General features: G+C 59.2%; 14 protein-coding genes and 1 pseudogene. 5 read left to right on the plus strand and 10 right to left on the minus strand.

Annotation, left to right across the window (positions count from 1 at the left end; all coding sequences use genetic code 11):
* The first annotated feature begins 176 nt into the window (after positions 1 to 176).
* Positions 177 to 659, plus strand: coding sequence for an ATP-binding protein (locus FSY45_RS22150; RefSeq protein WP_255443404.1), 483 nt, complete (start codon positions 177 to 179; stop codon positions 657 to 659).
* A gap of 149 nt (positions 660 to 808) precedes the next feature.
* On the opposite strand, the gene FSY45_RS22155 is transcribed toward FSY45_RS22150, so the two are convergent.
* Positions 809 to 1618, minus strand: coding sequence for an MBL fold metallo-hydrolase (locus tag FSY45_RS22155; protein ID WP_003063315.1), 810 nt, complete (start codon positions 1616 to 1618; stop codon positions 809 to 811).
* Positions 1619 to 1706: 88 nt separating this feature from the next.
* On the opposite strand from FSY45_RS22155, the gene FSY45_RS28350 reads away from it, so the two are divergent.
* Positions 1707 to 2687, plus strand: coding sequence for a GlxA family transcriptional regulator (locus FSY45_RS28350; RefSeq protein ID WP_034361643.1), 981 nt, complete (start codon positions 1707 to 1709; stop codon positions 2685 to 2687).
* Between the two features lie 230 nt (positions 2688 to 2917).
* On the opposite strand, the pseudogene FSY45_RS28355 reads toward FSY45_RS28350, so the two are convergent.
* Positions 2918 to 3107: pseudogene (locus tag FSY45_RS28355) on the minus strand (IS5/IS1182 family transposase); the annotation flags it as partial.
* 171 nt (positions 3108 to 3278) lie between these two features.
* On the opposite strand from FSY45_RS28355, the gene FSY45_RS22165 reads away from it, so the two are divergent.
* On the plus strand, positions 3279 to 4415 hold the full coding sequence (locus FSY45_RS22165; RefSeq protein WP_003063321.1) for an iron-containing alcohol dehydrogenase: 1137 nt from the start codon (positions 3279 to 3281) through the stop codon (positions 4413 to 4415).
* A gap of 17 nt (positions 4416 to 4432) precedes the next feature.
* Here FSY45_RS22165 and FSY45_RS22170 read toward each other — a convergent pair whose 3' ends face one another.
* The 7 genes from FSY45_RS22170 to FSY45_RS22200 all read right to left on the minus strand — a co-directional run bounded on the left by FSY45_RS22170 (position 4433) and on the right by FSY45_RS22200 (position 14751).
* A complete protein-coding gene (locus tag FSY45_RS22170) occupies positions 4433 to 6859 on the minus strand; it encodes an AI-2E family transporter (RefSeq protein ID WP_046462651.1) in 2427 nt (808 codons plus the stop codon).
* 300 nt (positions 6860 to 7159) lie between these two features.
* Entirely contained in the window at positions 7160 to 8179 is a 1020-nt protein-coding gene (locus tag FSY45_RS22175; protein WP_080944574.1) for a patatin-like phospholipase family protein, read from the minus strand.
* 133 nt (positions 8180 to 8312) lie between these two features.
* A complete protein-coding gene (locus FSY45_RS22180; RefSeq protein ID WP_255443400.1) occupies positions 8313 to 8882 on the minus strand; it encodes a sensor histidine kinase in 570 nt (189 codons plus the stop codon).
* A gap of 300 nt (positions 8883 to 9182) precedes the next feature.
* Positions 9183 to 9944 carry a response regulator transcription factor gene (locus FSY45_RS22185; RefSeq protein ID WP_003063334.1) on the minus strand — a complete coding sequence of 254 codons (762 nt, stop codon included), beginning with the start codon at positions 9942 to 9944 and terminating at the stop codon, positions 9183 to 9185.
* A 207-nt stretch (positions 9945 to 10151) separates the two neighbouring features.
* Positions 10152 to 10994 (minus strand): HDOD domain-containing protein, encoded by an 843-nt coding sequence (locus FSY45_RS22190; RefSeq protein WP_046462648.1) that lies wholly within the window; start codon positions 10992 to 10994, stop codon positions 10152 to 10154.
* Positions 10995 to 11060: 66 nt separating this feature from the next.
* Positions 11061 to 12254 (minus strand): S9 family peptidase, encoded by a 1194-nt coding sequence (locus FSY45_RS22195; RefSeq protein ID WP_255443405.1) that lies wholly within the window; start codon positions 12252 to 12254, stop codon positions 11061 to 11063.
* 115 nt (positions 12255 to 12369) lie between these two features.
* Positions 12370 to 14751: a Tex family protein gene (locus tag FSY45_RS22200; RefSeq protein ID WP_046462646.1), complete on the minus strand. Its 2382-nt coding sequence runs from the start codon at positions 14749 to 14751 to the stop codon at positions 12370 to 12372.
* Between the two features lie 178 nt (positions 14752 to 14929).
* On the opposite strand from FSY45_RS22200, the gene FSY45_RS22205 reads away from it, so the two are divergent.
* On the plus strand, positions 14930 to 16048 hold the full coding sequence (locus tag FSY45_RS22205; protein WP_046462645.1) for a DUF72 domain-containing protein: 1119 nt from the start codon (positions 14930 to 14932) through the stop codon (positions 16046 to 16048).
* A gap of 109 nt (positions 16049 to 16157) precedes the next feature.
* Here FSY45_RS22205 and FSY45_RS22210 read toward each other — a convergent pair whose 3' ends face one another.
* Positions 16158 to 17261: an enoyl-CoA hydratase/isomerase family protein gene (locus tag FSY45_RS22210; protein WP_046462644.1), complete on the minus strand. Its 1104-nt coding sequence runs from the start codon at positions 17259 to 17261 to the stop codon at positions 16158 to 16160.
* Between the two features lie 216 nt (positions 17262 to 17477).
* Between FSY45_RS22210 and FSY45_RS22215 the strand changes: the two genes are divergently transcribed.
* Positions 17478 to 17912, plus strand: a complete 435-nt coding sequence (locus FSY45_RS22215) for a YbaN family protein (protein ID WP_012837742.1) — start codon at positions 17478 to 17480, stop codon at positions 17910 to 17912.
* Positions 17913 to 17953 lie beyond the last annotated feature (41 nt).

The raw sequence follows: 17953 nt of genomic DNA on the forward strand, positions 1-17953 counted from the left end.
GGGATCAGGGGCTGCAGCTGTCGCCACAGCTCTTTGCTAACGGGTTGTCTTGCCATGAGGGCATGAAGCATAAATGCTTCATGCCGCTCTCAAAGGGAAGTAGTGTTAGCGGCTCTAAGTACGTTGGCCGAGACAAATGGCATCTTCGCTTTGAGGTTAGCGACAGTGGTTCCGGCATGGAGCCGGAAGTACTCGCCAGAATTCAAAAATCGCTGACAGCTAGTCGCACTCATGCAAAACGAGGACTGGGGCTACTGATCGCACAACGCATCATTGAGAGGATGACCGGCCATCTATCTATTGATAGCCATCTAGGGCGTGGAACCAATGCAGTTTTTTTTCTAATGGTCAAACAGGTATCGGATAGTCCTCTCTTCCAAGCTTTGATACCTCTGCCCACATCTGATAAACACTGTGAGCACAAGACCATGCAGAAGCTGGAGGCTCTTCAAGAAGAGCAGAAGTACGAATTGGAGCAGCTTGCAAGGCGGGGGAACTGGAGCGATTTGCATGCCTGGATTGATGCCATGGACAACGGTACAGACTACCAAGGCCTGGTCAGTGCGGTCAGGCATGCGCTGGATGAATTGGATTTTGAGCAAATCAGCAATATTGCACGCACTGCTCCATTGCGGAGTTTGAACAGCGATTCTTCATAAAGGCTGCTTGTCGGCCTTCCAGGAAGCTGGTGTACCCATAGTCTGATCTATGCTCCTAGAGACGGTCTGTCCTGCACAGTTCCAAGCGGCCATACATCGAACTTCTCACGTTACACGCGCGTGACACCTACTCTCAGGAGGTGCCCTTGCTAGTCAATGGCGGCAAGACTGACTTTGTAGCGACGACACTGCCCATCTTCAGGCACCCATACTCGATCAGCGACACCCCCATCTTGAGCGAGATCTCGCACTTCCTCTCGCTTGACTGGACAATGATCCAGAGCCTCAAGATGATTCACCACTAGCTCGCCAGGCCAGCAACTCGCTGCTTCCATTACATCTTTGGCATCCATAAGAATTTCTCCTCCCATATCGAAGCGTGCTCCGCCTGCTGGCAGGATGGCGATATCGGGTCTCAGCCTATGCAAGCAGTCACGTACTGCAGGAGTAAGCAAAGTGTCGCCGGCCAGGTAGACACTAGGTTCGCCAGGCAATTCCAGCAGGTAGCCGTGACCATGCTCCATGAGTCGCCCGACCCACCCTTTCCCATGTACACAGAGGATTGGAGTAATGTGGCCACCAAGACTCCAAAACTGACGCTCCTGAGCGCTCAACGACTCTGCATTGAGGCCCCGCTGGCAAAGATACTCCGCATCACGCGGCATGCAGAACACAGGGATCCTTCTCTCACGTAGAAAGCGCTTACCGATGCGATCCAGGTGATCGAAGTGTCCGCGCTGGCAATGGGTAATGAGCGCATGCGTAACTCGCTCAAGCACGGCCTCTGAATTCGCAGGAAGTTCGACGATTGGATTGCGCTGCCGTCCACGTCCCAGATAACGCAACCCAGGCAGACTTCCGCGAGGGGCGAGCATTGGGTCGACAAGCAGACCAATGGCCTTGCCTTGGGCCTCAAACTCTAGAACGATAGTGGCATTGCGTAGCTGGGTGATCTGCATGAAGGACTTGGAGGTGGAGGAAATGCCTCATTCTTCCGATATGCCTCTCCATGGAAAATGGCAAGACTAGTCAGTTAATTACCAATTCATGCCAGATTCCACATCTCAAATGGAACCATTCCGCCTCGCATTGTTGCTGTATCCCGAATGCATGCCGGCCGGCCTATTTTCTGTAGCGGACATGGTGCGAGCCGCCAACCTGCGCGCCAGGCGGATGGTGTGCGACGTGATCTGGGCAGGAGTAGATACAACGCCAGTCACAACCTGGCAAGGGCCATCGATAGCTCCGAAGACCTGCCTACATGCCGTGCGCGCGGACGCAGTGGTGGTACCAGGTCTGTGGCTATCGTCTGCAAGTGACCTGCGAGCCCCATTGCAGAAACTGGCTCCGGTGATCCGAGCATTGCGGGAATTACCCAAGGAAACCCAGGTGTGGAGCTATTGCGCAGGAGTTCTGCCAGTTGCTGCGAGCGGGAGATTGCATGGGCAACGTGCAACGGCAACGTGGTGGCTGCGGGAGTCATTGCAAACCAGCTTTCCACGCGTTGAATGGAGCTTTGATGAGCCAATGATCATCGGCGAAGGCTCGTGGACGGCTGCCGGCGCTCACGGATATCTGCCGCTCGTGCAGCACATGTTGACCAAGAGGCTAGACCCCACTGAGCTTCGCGATCTACAAAATCTACTAATGCTGCCACGCCCGGCAGTGTTGCATGCCGCATTTGCCAGTCTGGAACTCATTACTCTGACTGATGAGTCTCTACGTCATGCGCAGATGATTGTGCAACGCAGCCCCGCAGGCGAGTTGCGCTTGCCGGCGCTTGCTGCCCAATTGCATATCTCTCCACGAACATTGGCTCGGCGAGTGCATGAGCACACGGGTCTGGCTGCAGCTCAGTGGATGCGACGCATCAAACTGCGCCAAGTGGCCGAAGCGCTATGTGAAACCCAACAGCCGCTCAAACGCATTGTCGATGAACTTGGCTTCGCCAGCGAGGCGAGCCTCATCCGGGCCTTCAGACAAGCTACCGGCATGACGCCTGTGGCGTATCGTACGGTCCATGCCTGAATGTCCGCTCCGATTGAACTGGGCACGGCCGACCAGTCTGCTTCTGCTGGCTATGACCGACTGAGCTCGACCACTGACGCTCAACTTGAATTGCGACTCAGCGACTGCTTGCGTTGGTGCCACTCATGTGGCTCGCCTAGGAAACCTTTGCATAACTCCCGCACACCAGCATCGCCAGCTGCAGTTTCTGCCAGACACCGCTCGCTAGTCATACTCCTGCCATAGCCCTAGGCCTGAGGGATATCCTCCAAAGGAACGCCTGTTTACGGCACAAACAGGATGCCGTCGAGAGCTGTTTCATCGCTCACAGAGAGCTTACGTACGCCGCCTTTGGCAAAGGTGCGAAGGCTGGAATTAGGGCAGCAGCCATCGCCACAGTTCTTTGTTAACGGATTGTCTTGCCATGAAGGCATGAAGCATCAATGCTTCAGGTTGGCATCGAAGAGGATCGCGTTATCGTCTCTACCCAGCCCCCCTGTCCCCTGGGAGACGATTTTTCCACCCCCCTAGGGTTTGCTGTCTTTGCGTGGCCGCATTCGGCTTCTAGGCTTCTAGATTGCCAAGACTCCCTTTTTACTGAGCAAACAGAACATGGCCTTCATCAATTACGTGACTCAGATCCAGTTTGACTTTGGCGCCGTTCAAATGCTGCGCCAGGAATGCGAGCGTGTCGGTATCAGCAAGCCGCTGATCGTGACCGACCCCGGCGTCAAGGCGGCAGGAATCTTGCAAAAAGCCATAAATGCACTGGGTGGCCTGCCCCATGCAGTATTTGACCAGACTCCTTCCAACCCCACCGAAGCGGCAGTGCGCGCTGCGGCTGAAATCTACAAATCCCAGAACTGCGATGGATTGATCGCTGTGGGCGGAGGCAGTGCCATTGACTGCGCCAAAGGCGTGGCAATTGCAGCTACGCATGAAGGCCCGCTCTCGTACTACGCGACGATTGAAGGCGGCTCGCCTCGTATTACGGAGCGAGTTGCACCGCTGATTGCCGTCCCCACCACCAGCGGCACAGGCAGCGAGGTAGCGCGTGGCGCCATCATCATCGTGGACGACCATCGCAAACTGGGTTTTCACAGCTGGCATCTGGTGCCCAAGGCTGCCATCTGCGACCCCGAGCTCACCTTCGGCCTCCCCCCCATGCTGACGGCAGCAACCGGCATGGATGCCATAGCCCATTGCATGGAAACCTTTATGGCCTCGGCCTTCAATCCACCAGCTGACGGCATTGGCCTGGACGGGCTGACCCGGGGCTGGGCGCATATCGAGCGGGCCATGCTCAATGGCAACGACGCGGAAGCCCGCCGCCAATTGATGAGCGCAAGCATGCAAGGGGCCATGGCTTTTCAGAAAGGGCTGGGCTGCGTGCATAGCCTCAGTCACAGCCTGGGCGGCATCAACCCGCGCCTGCACCACGGCACGCTCAACGCCATGTTCCTGCCCGCAGTCGTGCGCTTCAATGCCGAAGCCGAAAGCGTTCAGCGCGAGGACCGCCTCAACCGCATGGCACATGCCATGGGTCTCAGCAGCGGAAGCGATATCCCCGACGCGATTCGAGATATGAATGCCCGCCTGAACCTACCATCGGGTCTGGCTGCCATGGGCGTGGAGCGCGCGCAGTTTGATGCAATCATCAGCGGTGCACTCAAGGACCACTGCCACGCCACCAATCCACGGCTGGCATCCGCACAGGACTATGAGCAGATGCTCAGCACCTCGCTCTGACAGACTGCACACAGTGCTCAAGCCTCAACGACAGGGCTCTGCTTGAGCGCTTCGCGCACATCGTCCATCAATTGCCTCGCCATGCTGCTGAGCACCTCGAGCTCATCGTCGGACATGTTTCGAGGCTCGTCATCAAGTATGGAAAGGCAGCCCAGCACATTGCCTTTTTTGTCCACCAGAGGCACACCCGCGTAAAAGCGCAGCTTAAGGCTATGCACCACCGAGTCGCTTGCAAATCGGGGGTCTCGCGCCAAGTCTCCGACCACAATGGCCTCTTCTTCATACACGACATAGGAGCACACCGTGCCATCACGAGGGACGCCTTGTTGAGCGCCCTCCTGCGCTGACAGCGGCAGCAGACTGCCCGGCGCAAAGACACGTTCAGCATCCACCCAGGAAACTTGAGCCCACTTGGTGTTGAAAGCGTTGACGGCCTTCTTGGCCGTATCGCGATATAGCGCTGTCAATGCTGGAGCCAGCACTCCGCTTTCATGCAGCATTTTGACGCGCTGCTCATCGTCATCGGGAATCGGAGCAGCAATCACACACTCGCCGGGATCTCCAACCTGCATGGCCTCTACCCACAGATGCAACTCACGCAGACTGGTAACGCAGGCCTGCGCTCCTGTCTGTCGGGCAAACTCGGGGTCAGCTGCCACGGCTGGAGCATTCCACAGGCACAGCACCACTCGTGCACCCGGCCAATGGCGGCGAATGCGCCGCACGATGCGTCTCGCCATGCTTTGTGGCTGGTGATTGAAGATCGACAGCACCAATAGATCCGATTGCTTCACGGCCTGAACCCACTCGCGATCCGCCAACAAGCCATTGGCATCAAACTGCAAGGACTTCGAGTCCGGGGCAAGTGCCCATCCGGAGCAGCTAACCTCATGACCATGCAAACTCTCTGCATGGGCCACCATGGCTGCGCCCAGGGCATCCACCTCCCAGCGCACACCCGCGCAATGAATGCGCAGGCATCGACGCTGATCACCTTCACCGGGAGCCGCCTGGGCATGCTCGCCACTGCTTCTGAATGCATATTGGTCCTGCAACTCATCAAGCAAGGCTGCCATGCCATTGGACAGACGCAAGCGATGTTCGGCCGTTGCAGACTCCAAATGCTGCTGGGTTGCAATACGCAGAGCAGGAATGGCAACCTCATCATAAAACCCGCTGACGGCACTGGCTCTGTCATCCTGGTTGGGCTTCGAGAGCAGACGCTCCTCCACGGACTGTACGGCCATGCTGATGGCATCATCAGCGTCATCGGCCAGCAGACGCTGGTACAGCCGTTGCTGCGGCCCGAGCACAGGCTCGCTGCCCAGCAATACCTCCATGAATTTGAGCGAAGGGATGTAGCGCCCCAGCACCAGCAGGCACACCGTCAAAGGTGTGGAAAGAATCAGGCCGATCGGCCCCCAAAGCGCTGTCCAGAAGGTTGCGGCAACAATGATTGACAAGGTCGACAAACCTGTACTTGAGCCATATAGCCACGGCTCGATCACATTGTTGCTGATCAGCTCCAGCAGCAGAATCAGGCCCAGAGTCATCAAAAACATATCCCAGCTGGGATCGACCGCAAAGGCCAGCGCCAGCGGAAATACCGCAGACATCATCGGGCCCACATAAGGCACAAATCGCATGATGGCGCCCAGCACCCCCCAGAGAATTGCCCCTGGCACACCAATGAGCAACAAGCCCATGGCGAGTGGCACGCCATAGCTGACGTTGACGATGAACTGCATGCGCAGATATTTGCCAATGCGCTGCGAGGCCTCATCCAGCGCATCGGTGGCCACATTGAGGTTGCCCCCCACCAGCCTAAGCAACCGATCCCTCAGCTCGTCCCTGTCAAGCAGAATCAATATGACAAACAGCAACACGATGCCTGCGGTCGTCACCGGCTCGGCAATACGCCCCAGCCACTGCAGCATCCGTGTAGTGGGCTTGGATTCGGGAGGCTGAATCTCCACTTTCTGCACCCGCGCCCTGGCGTTGTCCACGCTGGCAATCTCTTTCTCAACGGTGTTGTAGGTCTTGAAAACGCCATCCCAGGCGCTGGGCATGTTTGCGCTCTTGCGCAGGCTGCGCAATTTGTCGCGAATCGTCGATTGATAGGTCGGCAGATCGGCACTGAGTTGCTGCACCTGACTACCCAGATACATGCCCAAGCCGCCGAGTGCTGCCAGAGAAAAAGCCACGACCACAATGGCCGAAGCCATTCGCGGCAGCCCCCAGCGCTTGAGCTTGCTGACAGCAGGGTCGAGCAAGAAGCCGAACAGCATTGCCAGGGCCAGTGGAATCAGCATGTCCCGCCCGAAATAGAGGGCAAGAATCACGATGGAAGCAATCATCAGCCCGATGAGCAAACGCAGGGCCGGCAGCATTTCTGCCAGATGCACAAGCCCCGGAGCCACGTTGGCCCTGGCTCGTCTGTCCATGCCCTCCCACAAACCGGGAGCTGGCTGCCGGCCCTCTCCGGCCGAACCCGCCTCTCGCGAGAAAGTCTCGATTTCGACCGGTGCCCCCGCATACGGCTTGGTTGGCGCAACCGCGCCAAAGTTGACCTCGGGGATTGCAGACGACTCATCGGACGGGGAATTCTCGTTTCGGTTCTCTGACATTGGCATCCTTGATGGACTGTTGTCTATGATTTTCTGAGACAAAGTGCGCTCATCCAGAATTCCAACTGGCTCTGCCCCCCTCTGCTGTCAGGCTTTGTCGTAAATTGCAAAAAAGCGCTATAGAGCCTCGACCCGACCCGAATCAGGTGCATGCAGCCACTGAGCAAACTCATCGGCCAGTTGCCGGCTGGCCGCCGCCGCGGCATTCCAGGCCTTGGCGCGCGCATCATGGTCTGTGCCATAGCTCAGGAAATCGTGCCGATCCGGCAACTTGGCGTTTGGCAGGCAAGCCACCCAGGCGGGATCAGGGGCCAGCACAATCATCGAGTCCAGATACGAACTCGGTCCATGACGCCATTTCAGCCCCTTGTCCAGCCATCCAGGAATCACCGCCTTCTGGAAATGAGGATATAGCACCACCCCATCGCCGTTACGAGAGGCCAGATAATCCAGATGCATGTGATAGTCGGTAATGCCGCCATCCCAGTAGGCCCCCTTGGGAGCATCTGAAATGTCTTGCACGGCATCCAGCACGAAAGGGATGGAGCAACTGGCTCGCAAGGCATCCATGAAATTACTCTCCGTCAGCCGGGTCTGCGCAGACCGAATGTCCGCAACACCAAAGGGAAGAGCATGCACGGCATCGCTTGCAGAAGAGGAAAAGATCACCCGCTCCAGCAAGCAGCCCAATGCCGACCGATGCAATGCATTGCCTGCAAACGCGGCCGCATAGCCCAATGGAGTGCGCCAGGGCGATGCTCGTGACAGCAGGCCACGCCCGCGGGCGGCGATCACATGCAGCCTATAGCGCGGATTCGCCAGAACCTCACCCACGCGCCCTCCGTAAAAATCCTGCAGCGACTGCGCAAACCGCTCACTGACCAGCGATGACGGCGTGCGCCTCTGCCCTTCGGGGGGATCGAAGCGCTGTGCAATATAGTCACGCTCCAGTCGCTCAAAGGCTTCCACTGGTGCGTCCAGGCAAGCCGTCGCCATGCGCCAGGCACCAATGGAGGCTCCAATCAGATCCACCGGCTGTGCGCTGGCCTGCAACCACTGTCCAAAGATGAAGCGATCCAGAGGTCCGAGAATCAAGCCCTTGGGACCGCCTGCCGCCGCCGGTATGGCTCTGACCATATCCGGCTGCAAGCCCCGCCGCTCTATAGATTGCCGCGCCTTGAGACCGGCATAGATTCGCAATGCTCTTGTGGATGACGTCATGTGGGCATTGTGCTTGCAAGCCCCGTTGCTCGCGATCAGCTCGGCGACTTCACCAGTTGAGCCTGACCGAGGTGCCGCCACCGGGTCGAGCGGAGATGCTCAGTTTCGCCCCCATGACAAGCGCTCTGCGGCGCATATTGACCCACCCCATGCCAGCAGATGCTAAGCCCGGGACTTGCCTGCCATCAGCCGGTCTGACGGGCCCCGCATCCTCAATGCTCAGGCGAGCATGCACAAAGGAGGCATCTGAAACATTTGAAGCACTTTTCCACTGTTCGTCGGCAGCCAGCGTGATCCAGAGCTCAAGCGCGTCAGTGTGCTGCAGCACATTGCTCACAGCCTCCTTCACCACTGCCATGATTTCCTCGGCCATGGCGCCGCATGGCAGACTGCCGGCATCGCCAGACATCTCCGGGTCCCAAACATCCCAGTGCAGATTCATGCCTCGATGATCCAGCACAGGTTGCAGCCTGTGCCTGAAACGTGCAAGAAGGACGCCCAAGGGTTCATTTCGGCTATCCATGGAATCAACAATCAGCCTTAGATCGAGCAGGCATTGTTCTGCGTTGCTGCGAATCGCCGGGTCCGTGCCGAGCCCTGTCAGGCTGATCAGCTGCACCAGTTGGCTGCCGACATCGTCATGCAATGCCTCCGCTATGCGCCTGCGCTCCAGCTGTACCTCTCTCGATGGACGTGCGCTTTTACGTCTGCGCCACAGCACGCTGCGATATGCCAGAGGCAACAGCCAGACGACAGCCGCCATGCTGCCTGCCGCGCCTAGCGCAGCAGTCCACCAGGGAGCTGAATTGAAAACCGCTCCAGGCTGCAAAAGCCAGGGCAGCCACAGCAGCAGCTGAACACTCCAGAGAAGCAGCTGCCAGACGTAGGACATGGTGAAAGCGTTCGCAGACACTGGCGCCTAGAACCAGCCACGCAAGTAGGCGAAACGCACGGCCTGTGCTCGGGTGCGCACCTGGAGCTTGCGATAGATGTTCTTGATGTGCGTGTTGACCGTCATGGTGCTGATCTCCAACTGCACGCCGATCTCTGCACTGGTATTGCCACTGGCCACCATGCGCAAGACCTCGCATTCGCGGCTGGAGAGCCTGTCGGACATACCGGACCCCGGAACAGCCCCGGTGGCCGGCCGCTTGTCATACCGCTGCAACAGCCGCCTGGCGAGACTGGGAGTGATGGATGCACCGCCATTGACGACCTGCAGCACCGCTTGAGGATAGTTGCCAAACCAGGAGTTCTTGACCAGATAGCCGGTTGCTCCCAGCTCGAAGGCGTGCAACACCTGCTCCTCCGTCTCCACCACCGAAACCACAATGACCTCTGCCTGCGGGCGTTGGCTTTTCATCACCTCGATCAACTCAAGACCATCGTCAGCCCCCAGCTTCAGGTCCAGCAACATGACATCAAACTCATGTTGACGAATGGCTTTTCTTGCATCCTTGAGGTTGTCCGCCTGAGCAACCACCATGGTGCGTCGATCATTCATGATTTCCTGTGCGATCACCATGCGTAGATGCGCATCATCGTCCACCAACAGCACTCTGACGGGCTTGTCGGGCTGCCCCACCATATGATCGGGCCACATGGAAGGACTACCGAGCTCCACAGCCATGGGTCGGAGCATCAAGGCATCACCAGAGTTGTTTGCACCGTTCGGGTCCATTTCTCTCTCCTGGCCAGAGTTGCCTGCCGGGGACTCAGGATGGTGCTCAAGACACCATATAGATAAAAACTCCCCAGCGCGTCATTAGATAGTTTTTAGCAATTAAAACTGCAACTCAGCGTAAGAAAAAATGCAATTTGAGTAATCACGGTTTTCTGACGACACCTACTCAAAACCGCCAACTCCTCATCACAGGGGCCAGGTGCACTAAAACTGAACATCCAGAGAACCTGCCGCGTGCCAGTCGATGGATGCCTGACGCAGCACCATGTCGATGTCCATGCTCAGCGCCAGTCCAGTTTCAGCAGGGAAAGTCACTGCCAGTTGGCGCTCACCCCAGTTAAGTGCGCGGGTCGATGCCCGCCAGATGGCCAGATGCAGCACCCCCGTCAAAGGCTCGAATACAGGCTGCTCCATCGGCGCATGCATGAACTGAAAGGCATCGCTGACCTGCTCCGGAAAATTCCACTGCCGCGCCAGATGGGCCGTAATCTGCCCCGAGCAATAGCCCATCAGCTGCATTTCGACCTGGGGGCGCTTGGGATGCATGGGCTCCAGCAACTCGGAAAGCCTGAAGAAAGTGTCAGGGTCGGCAGCCTGCAGCAACAGCTCTCCCAGGCCATGCAGCAGTCCCAACGCATAGGCCTGCGAGGCATTGGCCTGAACCGACATTGCGAGCGCGCGTGCCATGCGTGCCGTGTCCAGGCTGTAGCGCCAGAAATTCGCCAGACTCCAGCCTGCCGAAACATGAGATGCGCTGACTGGAGCCGCCTTCTGCATCAATTGCCGCAACTGAACCGGCGCCAGCAGCACCAGTGCTTCGGGAATGCTGTGCACGCGTTGCCCCAGCAGATGCGCTGGCCCATTGGCCGCGGCCAGCAGACGAGCGGTCAGGACCGGATCGGTGGAAAACAATTGCACCAGGCTGCGCATGCCGGGCTCCGGCTTGCGCAGTTCACTCGACAGCAGCGCAACGACGCGCGGCTGGCTTGGCAGCAATACATGCTGCTCCAGCAACGTTGACAGGCTCAATGGTTTGACGCGGCTCATCTGGATCAAAGGCAGTGGCAAGGCTGTCGCCACCACGAAATGAACACGAGTGGGCCCATAGGAAGGTCAGAGCTTTTCATCTCTATTCAGTTGCACTGGCTGGCCCATGACCAACTGGCTGGCAAGCTTGCGTGTCAGGGGTTGTAACACGGAAAAGTGATCAGCCCCCTGAACCGAGACACAGTGCAGCTGATTCGATTTTCGTGTGGCGCACATATTGTCAAGACTGTTGGTATTGCCGGGGCTCTTGCTGCCCTCGATGATCCACGTCGGGCTCTTTATGGCATGCAGCCAGTAGACGGGCGAACGCAAGCGCTTTTCATCCGCCGAGATCAAGCCCCATTTCACGGGCCAGCCATAGCCGCCGATCTCGTCCACCGGACCAAACGCGAACACCCCCTGAACGGGCAAGCCTGCCGTCGCCGTCAGCAAAGCCAGCGTGGCTCCGGTACTGTGCCCACCGAGATAGATGCGTGCCGGGTCGACATAAGGCAGCTGTGCTGCCTGCAGGATGGCTGCTGCCACATCCTGCACCTCCCCCCAGAAATACTCACGCTGGCCGGGATTGTCATTGCCGCCGCGCAATGTGGGAAACAGCATCGCCATGCCAGCCTTGCGAAAAGCGCTGGCGCTTTGATCATTGGCGGCTGGCCCTTCGCTCCAGAAATCGTCCAGGCTATTGGTATCTCCCCCCGTCAGCCAGACCATCAAAGGCTGCTTCCTCCCATCTCTGGGGTCCGGGGTGACAAAGGCATTGAGTTTCAGATCCCCGCTCCGATAGCTCATGGGAACAAACAGCTGAGAAGGCGGTGTCGGCATCGGCTGGATAGGCTTATGCGCCGCCGGCAACAAGGCTGTCGCAATCTGTGTTGTCTTGCCTGCGCGAGCCTGCATCAGGTTCTGCAGAGCGATTTCGCCAGAAGCGATCTGTTGATCCACCACCTGCTCGATCTGCACCTGCTCCGCGCGCTGGCTCTCGTGCTGCTTGCGAGCGGCAGCGTGACGCACTTTGGCCATCTCATGCTCTGCCATCGCTGCACGCGTGATGCAGCGCCGCTGCTGATCTATGTTGATGCCCTCTTCCTGGGCCTTGTCAACCTGGGCAAGATTGAGCTTGACGGTATGACAAAAGTCATCGCTCTCTGGCGCCAGGGCTGGTGGCCAGACCAAGGCTGCAGGCTGCTGGGCATGGGCCTTGTCTTTGATTCTGTCCAACGATATCCAGCCGCGCGATGCCATCTTGGTGCCAATAAAGACCACCAAGATTGCCACCCCTATGGCCGGTAGTATCACCCGCCCTCTCGCTTTGCGCATTGATGTGCTCCCACAAAAAAGGCCGCCTGTAATATGAATTAAGTGGCGGCCCGGTAGGAGATTATTTCTTTAATCCTTGCAACTTCGCAAAGGCTGATGCCATGGCGTTTTGCTGTGTGGGCTGGCTGCCACGCTGGGGTTGCGCATAGCCACCACGGTTGCCGGCACCGTAGTTGTTGCCACGACCAGCGCCTTCAAAGCGGTTGTCGCGCGGGCCGTCTCGGCGCGCAGGCGCAGCGTCCAGCTTCATGGTCAGGCTGATGCGCTTGCGGTCCACATCGACCTCCAGCACCTTGACCTTGACGATCTGGCCGGTCTTTACCACTTCACGCGCATCTTCGATGAACTTGTGACTCATCTGGCTCACGTGCACCAGCCCGTCCTGATGCACGCCCAAGTCCACAAACGCGCCGAACTGGGCCACGTTGCTGACCGTACCTTCCAGCGTCATGCCTTCCTTCAGATCCTTGATGTCTTCCACGCCATCATTGAAGCGGGCGACAACAAAGTCGGGGCGCGGGTCACGGCCGGGCTTCTCCAGCTCGCCAAGAATATCCTTGATGGTCACAGCACCAAATTTGTCATTGGCAAACTGCTCAGGCTTCAGAGACTTGAGCACCTCGCCACGACCCATGATCTGGTCCACGGGCTTGCCGGTAGAGACAATGATCTGCTCCACCACGGGATAGGTTTCGGGGTGAACGCCTGTCATATCGAGCGGATTGTCGCCACCGCGAATGCGCAGAAAGCCTGCAGCCTGCTCGAAAGTCTTGGCTCCCAGACCGGCCACTTCCATCAGTTGCTTGCGGTTCTTGAACGAGCCATTGGCATCGCGCCAGCGCACCACCGACTTGGCGACCGAACCCGACAGGCCTGAGACGCGTGTCAGCAGCGGGGCCGAAGCAGTGTTCAAGTCCACACCCACGGAGTTCACGCAATCCTCGACCACGGCATCCAGCTGGCGCGCCAGCTCGCTCTGGTTCACATCGTGCTGGTACTGGCCCACGCCAATGCTCTTGGGGTCGATCTTGACCAGCTCGGCCAGCGGATCCTGCAGGCGGCGGGCAATCGATGCCGCACCTCGCAGGCTCACGTCGATATCGGGCATTTCCTGCGCCGCAAACTCGCTGGCCGAATAGACCGAGGCACCTGCCTCGCTCACCACCACCTTGTCGATTTTCTTGTCGGCCTTGGACGCGATCTTGATCAGGTCCGCAGCCAGCTTGTCCGTCTCGCGGCTGGCCGTGCCGTTGCCGATGGCGATCAGATTGATATCGTGCTTTTCCACCAGACGGGCGAGCACGGCCAGCGAGCCATCCCAGTCGCGGCGCGGCTCGTGGGGGTAGATGGTGGTCGTATCCACCAGCTTGCCGGTGCTGTCCACCACGGCCACCTTGACGCCGGTGCGAATGCCGGGGTCCAGGCCGATCACGGCACGCTGGCCGGCAGGCGCCGCCAGCAGCAGGTCACGCAGATTGTCGCCAAACACCTTGATGGCCACCTTCTCGGCATCTTCGCGCAGGCGGCTGAACAGGTCGCGCTCGGTGGACAGGCTCAGCTTCACGCGCCATGTCCAGGCAACGCATTTACGAATCAGATCGTCAGCGGCGCGCTTGGCATGGCTCCAGCCCAGGTGAAGCGCAATCTTGCCCTCAGCAAGGCTGGGTTGGCCCGGTTCAGGCTCGACCGGCTGCACCAGCTTGGCTTCGAGAACCTCCAGCGCACGGCCGCGGAACACGGCCAGGGCCCGGTGCGAGGGCACGCGCCCAATCGGCTCGTCGTACTCGAAGTAGTCGCGAAACTTGGCGACTTCGGGGTCGTTCTCGTTCTTGCTCTCGACCTTCTTGGACTTGAGCAGGCCTTCATCCCACAGCCATTCGCGCAGCTTCTGCACCAGTGCCGGGTCTTCGGCCCAGCGCTCGGACAGGATGTCACGTACGCCGTCCAGCACGGCAAAGGTGGTGCTGAAGTCGGGGCCGGGCTTGCCGTCGTCCAGCGTCGTCGCGGGCTTGCAGAAAGCCTCGGCTTCCTTGTGCGGATCCAGTGTGGGGTCGGCAAACAGCTTGTCGGCCAGCGGCTCAATGCCGAATTCCTTGGCAATCTGGCCCTTGGTACGGCGCTTTTGCTTGAAGGGCAGGTAAATGTCCTCCAGCTCCTGCTTGGTCGGCGCACTGGCAATCGCCAGGCGCAGCGCATCGGTCAGCTTGCCCTGCTCGTCAATGGCCTTGAGCACCGTCTCACGGCGGTCGTCGAGCTCGCGCAGATAGGTCAGGCGCTCGTCCAGCGTGCGCAGTTGCGTATCGTCCAGACCGCCCGTGGCCTCCTTGCGGTAGCGGGCCACAAACGGAACCGTGGCGCCGCCATCGAGCAAGTCCACAGCCGCGCTCACCTGCTGCGGCTTGACATTCAGTTCTTGAGCAATCTGACCAATGATTTTTTGCATTCGATATTCGCCCCACGGCGTTCAACACAGGAAGCCAATGAGTTTGCCATAGGCATGCCGCCAGACTGCCCTCGATATCCAGCATAAGTGCAAGCAAACCTTAAAAACTATGCTTTCCATAGCTGCTTTCCCTTGATGAGCATGCACGGAAGGCCAATTTCATTAAAATTATTGCGACATGCCCGATACCTTCCAGGACGATTTTTTTGCCGATGAGCTGCCTCCACCCGGAGACGGTACCGGTAAGGCTCGGACTGAAGAAGCGCCGCAGGCGGATGACACAGTTGAACGCAAACCCAGGCGCGGCGCTATTTCTCTGGCCCCTGCAGCTGCGCAGTACCAGGACCTGGCCGCGCAACTGCCTCCCCTGCTGCGCATGGGCGTCTCGACCTGGTCCTACCCGGGCTGGGAAGGCCTGGTCTGGGACGGTGCCTACGACAGCAGCGTGCTGGCCAAAAAAGGTCTGACGGCCTATCACCAGCACCCACTGCTGCGCACCGTCTGCGTCGACCGCACCTTCTGGCGGCCGCTGACGGCCAGCCAATATGCAGCCTTTGCCGCGCAGGTCGATGACGACTTTCGCTTTGTCGTCAAATGCCCGGCCGGAATCACCGATGCCCAGGTACGCAGCGAGGAAGGCAAGCCGCGCGAGAGCAACCCGGCGTTTCTCGACCCTCACCTGGCCATAGAGCATTTTGTGCAGCCCACACTCGAAGGACTGGGCAGCAAGCTGGGCGTTCTGGTCTTTCAGCTCAGCCCCCTGCCGTGGAGTCTGCTCAGCCGCCCCGGCCTGCTGATGGACAAGCTCGGACTGCTGCTGTCCGCCGTAAGGCAGGCGCTACAAGCACATCCGCAAGTCGTCGTGGCCGTCGAGGTCAGAGACCCCGAGCTGCTGACCCCGACGCTCCCCCAGACACTCAAGACCCATGGCGCAACCTATTGTCTGGGCCTGCACGGCAAGATGCCTACGATTGAAGAGCAGTTGCCCATGCTGCGTGCGCTATGGCCCGGGCCGCTGGTCTGCCGCTGGAATCTGAATCGCATCTTTGGCGCCTACGGCTATGCCGATGCCCAGAAGAAGCACCAGCCGTTCAACGAGATCCTCAGCGAAGATCGGCATACCCGGGAGCGGCTGGCCCGCACGATTGCGGGCATCACCGGTGCCGGTCAACCCGCTTTCGTGACCATCAGCAACGATGCCGAGGGATGTGCCCCCCGCTCGATAGCGCTGCTGGCGCAGGCGCTTGCGAGCCTTTCAGACTCAGGCTCTGACAAGCATCCGCGGCCGTCATCCTGAATTAATACTCGAATCCCCCTCAGACGCTTACTTTCAAAGCGCTGATGGCTATCAAAAACAAAGCCCGACAGGCCACAAACCTGCCGGGCTTTCTGAATGACAACTCCAATCAGTCCTTCAGCGCCGCCAGCGGGTGCGAATGTGCAGGCCAGGGGCTGTCAAAGAACGCCTGCCACTCGGTATCGCTCACCTCTTCGATGCTGGCGGGATTCCAGCGCGGGCTGTGATCCTTGTCCACCGCCAATGCGCGGATGCCCTCCACGGTCTCGCTGCGGCCCGGACGCAGATAAAAGCAGTGACGCACCATATCGCGCTCCATGCGCAAGTCCTCTGCCAGATCCATCTGGCGCGCACGGCGGATTTGCTCGAGCACCACATGCAGCATCAGGGGCGAGCGCTTGCGCAGCGTGGCAGCCTCGGCCTGGGCCCATTCGCTGCCAGCCTGCAAGGCCTGCACAACAGCAGCCACCGTGGGCTGAGAAAAACAGGCATCGATTTCCGCGCGGTGAGCGGTTGTCTTGGGCTCGGTGCTCACAAAGCGGGAGCGCACCACGGCATTAAGCGCCTCCACATTGGCAAAATCCGTGGTTGCCAGGGTCTCCCACAGCTCTGCCTGCTGTTCGGCAGGAATGCAGCCATCGGCCAGACCAAAAGCCAGGGCATCGCCCGCGCCTATAGTGTCGCCGGTCAAGGCCAGCCATTCGCCCACGGCACCGGGGCAGCGCGAGAGGAAATAGCCCCCCCCTACATCGGGGAACAGGCCAATGGCCGTCTCGGGCATTGCCATCTTGGTGCGCTCGGTCACGATACGCAGCGAGCCGCCCTGGCTGATGCCCATGCCGCCGCCCATGACGATGCCATCCATGAAAGCGATATAGGGCTTGCCAAAGCTGTGAATCAGGTGGTTGAGCGCATATTCCTCGGTGAAGAAATCTTCGAGCTGCGGATTGCCGCTGCTGCCGGCCGCGTGCAGGAAACGAATGTCGCCACCGGCGCAGAACGCCCCGAACACCCCTTCCTTGTTGCTGCCACGAATGGCCACGCCCAGAATCGAGTCGTCTTTTTGCCAGGCCAGCAAAGTACCCAGCAGATCTCGCACCATGCCCAGAGACAGCGCGTTGAGCGCCTTGGGCCGGTTGAGCGTAATCATGCCCAGCTTGCCACGGACTTCGGCAATCACATCGGACATATCGGCGCTCGGGGTGGGGGTCATTGTCTTGCTCCTTGAATCAATTCCATGCTGGTCGCCAATCGGTCGCCAGGCCATGCGCACCGATTATGCGGTTTCACTCCACGCAAGCAGGGACAAGGACGTGACAAATACCGCCAGCATCGCAGCCACAAAGCCCGAGCGGTCTGCAATGCTGACTAATATGGGAGCCGTGCCAGGCTGCAGCTTCACCAGCTTCTGCGGCCCACCTTCTGCCTCATGAACGATCTGCCACCACCGCCCGAAACCCCTCGCGAAGAACCGCACCTGGAATCCAAGCAGCTTTCCGCGCCGCTGCGCTATCTGCTCATTGCCTTTGCGCTGGTTTGCGTGATATTGGGGCTGATAGGCGCCGTGGTTCCCGGCATGCCCACCACGGTATTCATATTGATGGCCGCCTGGGCGGCTGTGCGCAGCTCACCCAGACTGCATCGCTGGCTCTATGCTCACCGAGTGTTCGGCCCGCTGCTGCACAACTGGGACACTGGCGGCAAGGTCAGCCGCCGAGCCAAATGGACGGCAACCGTCAGCATGGGCGCCAGCAGCCTGCTGATTCTGTATTTCTCGTACAAGCCATGGCTCACGGCCATGACGCTGAGCATCATGGCCTGCGTATTGCTCTGGCTGTGGCTCAGGCCGGAGCCGCAGGTCTAGAGCAGCTCACAGCACCGTTCCACGAAGCGTGTGCAGGCAAA

The sequence above is a fragment of the Comamonas sp. Z1 genome (assembly GCF_008121555.1).
In the GTDB taxonomy this organism is placed as follows: Bacteria; Pseudomonadota; Gammaproteobacteria; order Burkholderiales; family Burkholderiaceae_C; genus Comamonas; species Comamonas thiooxydans.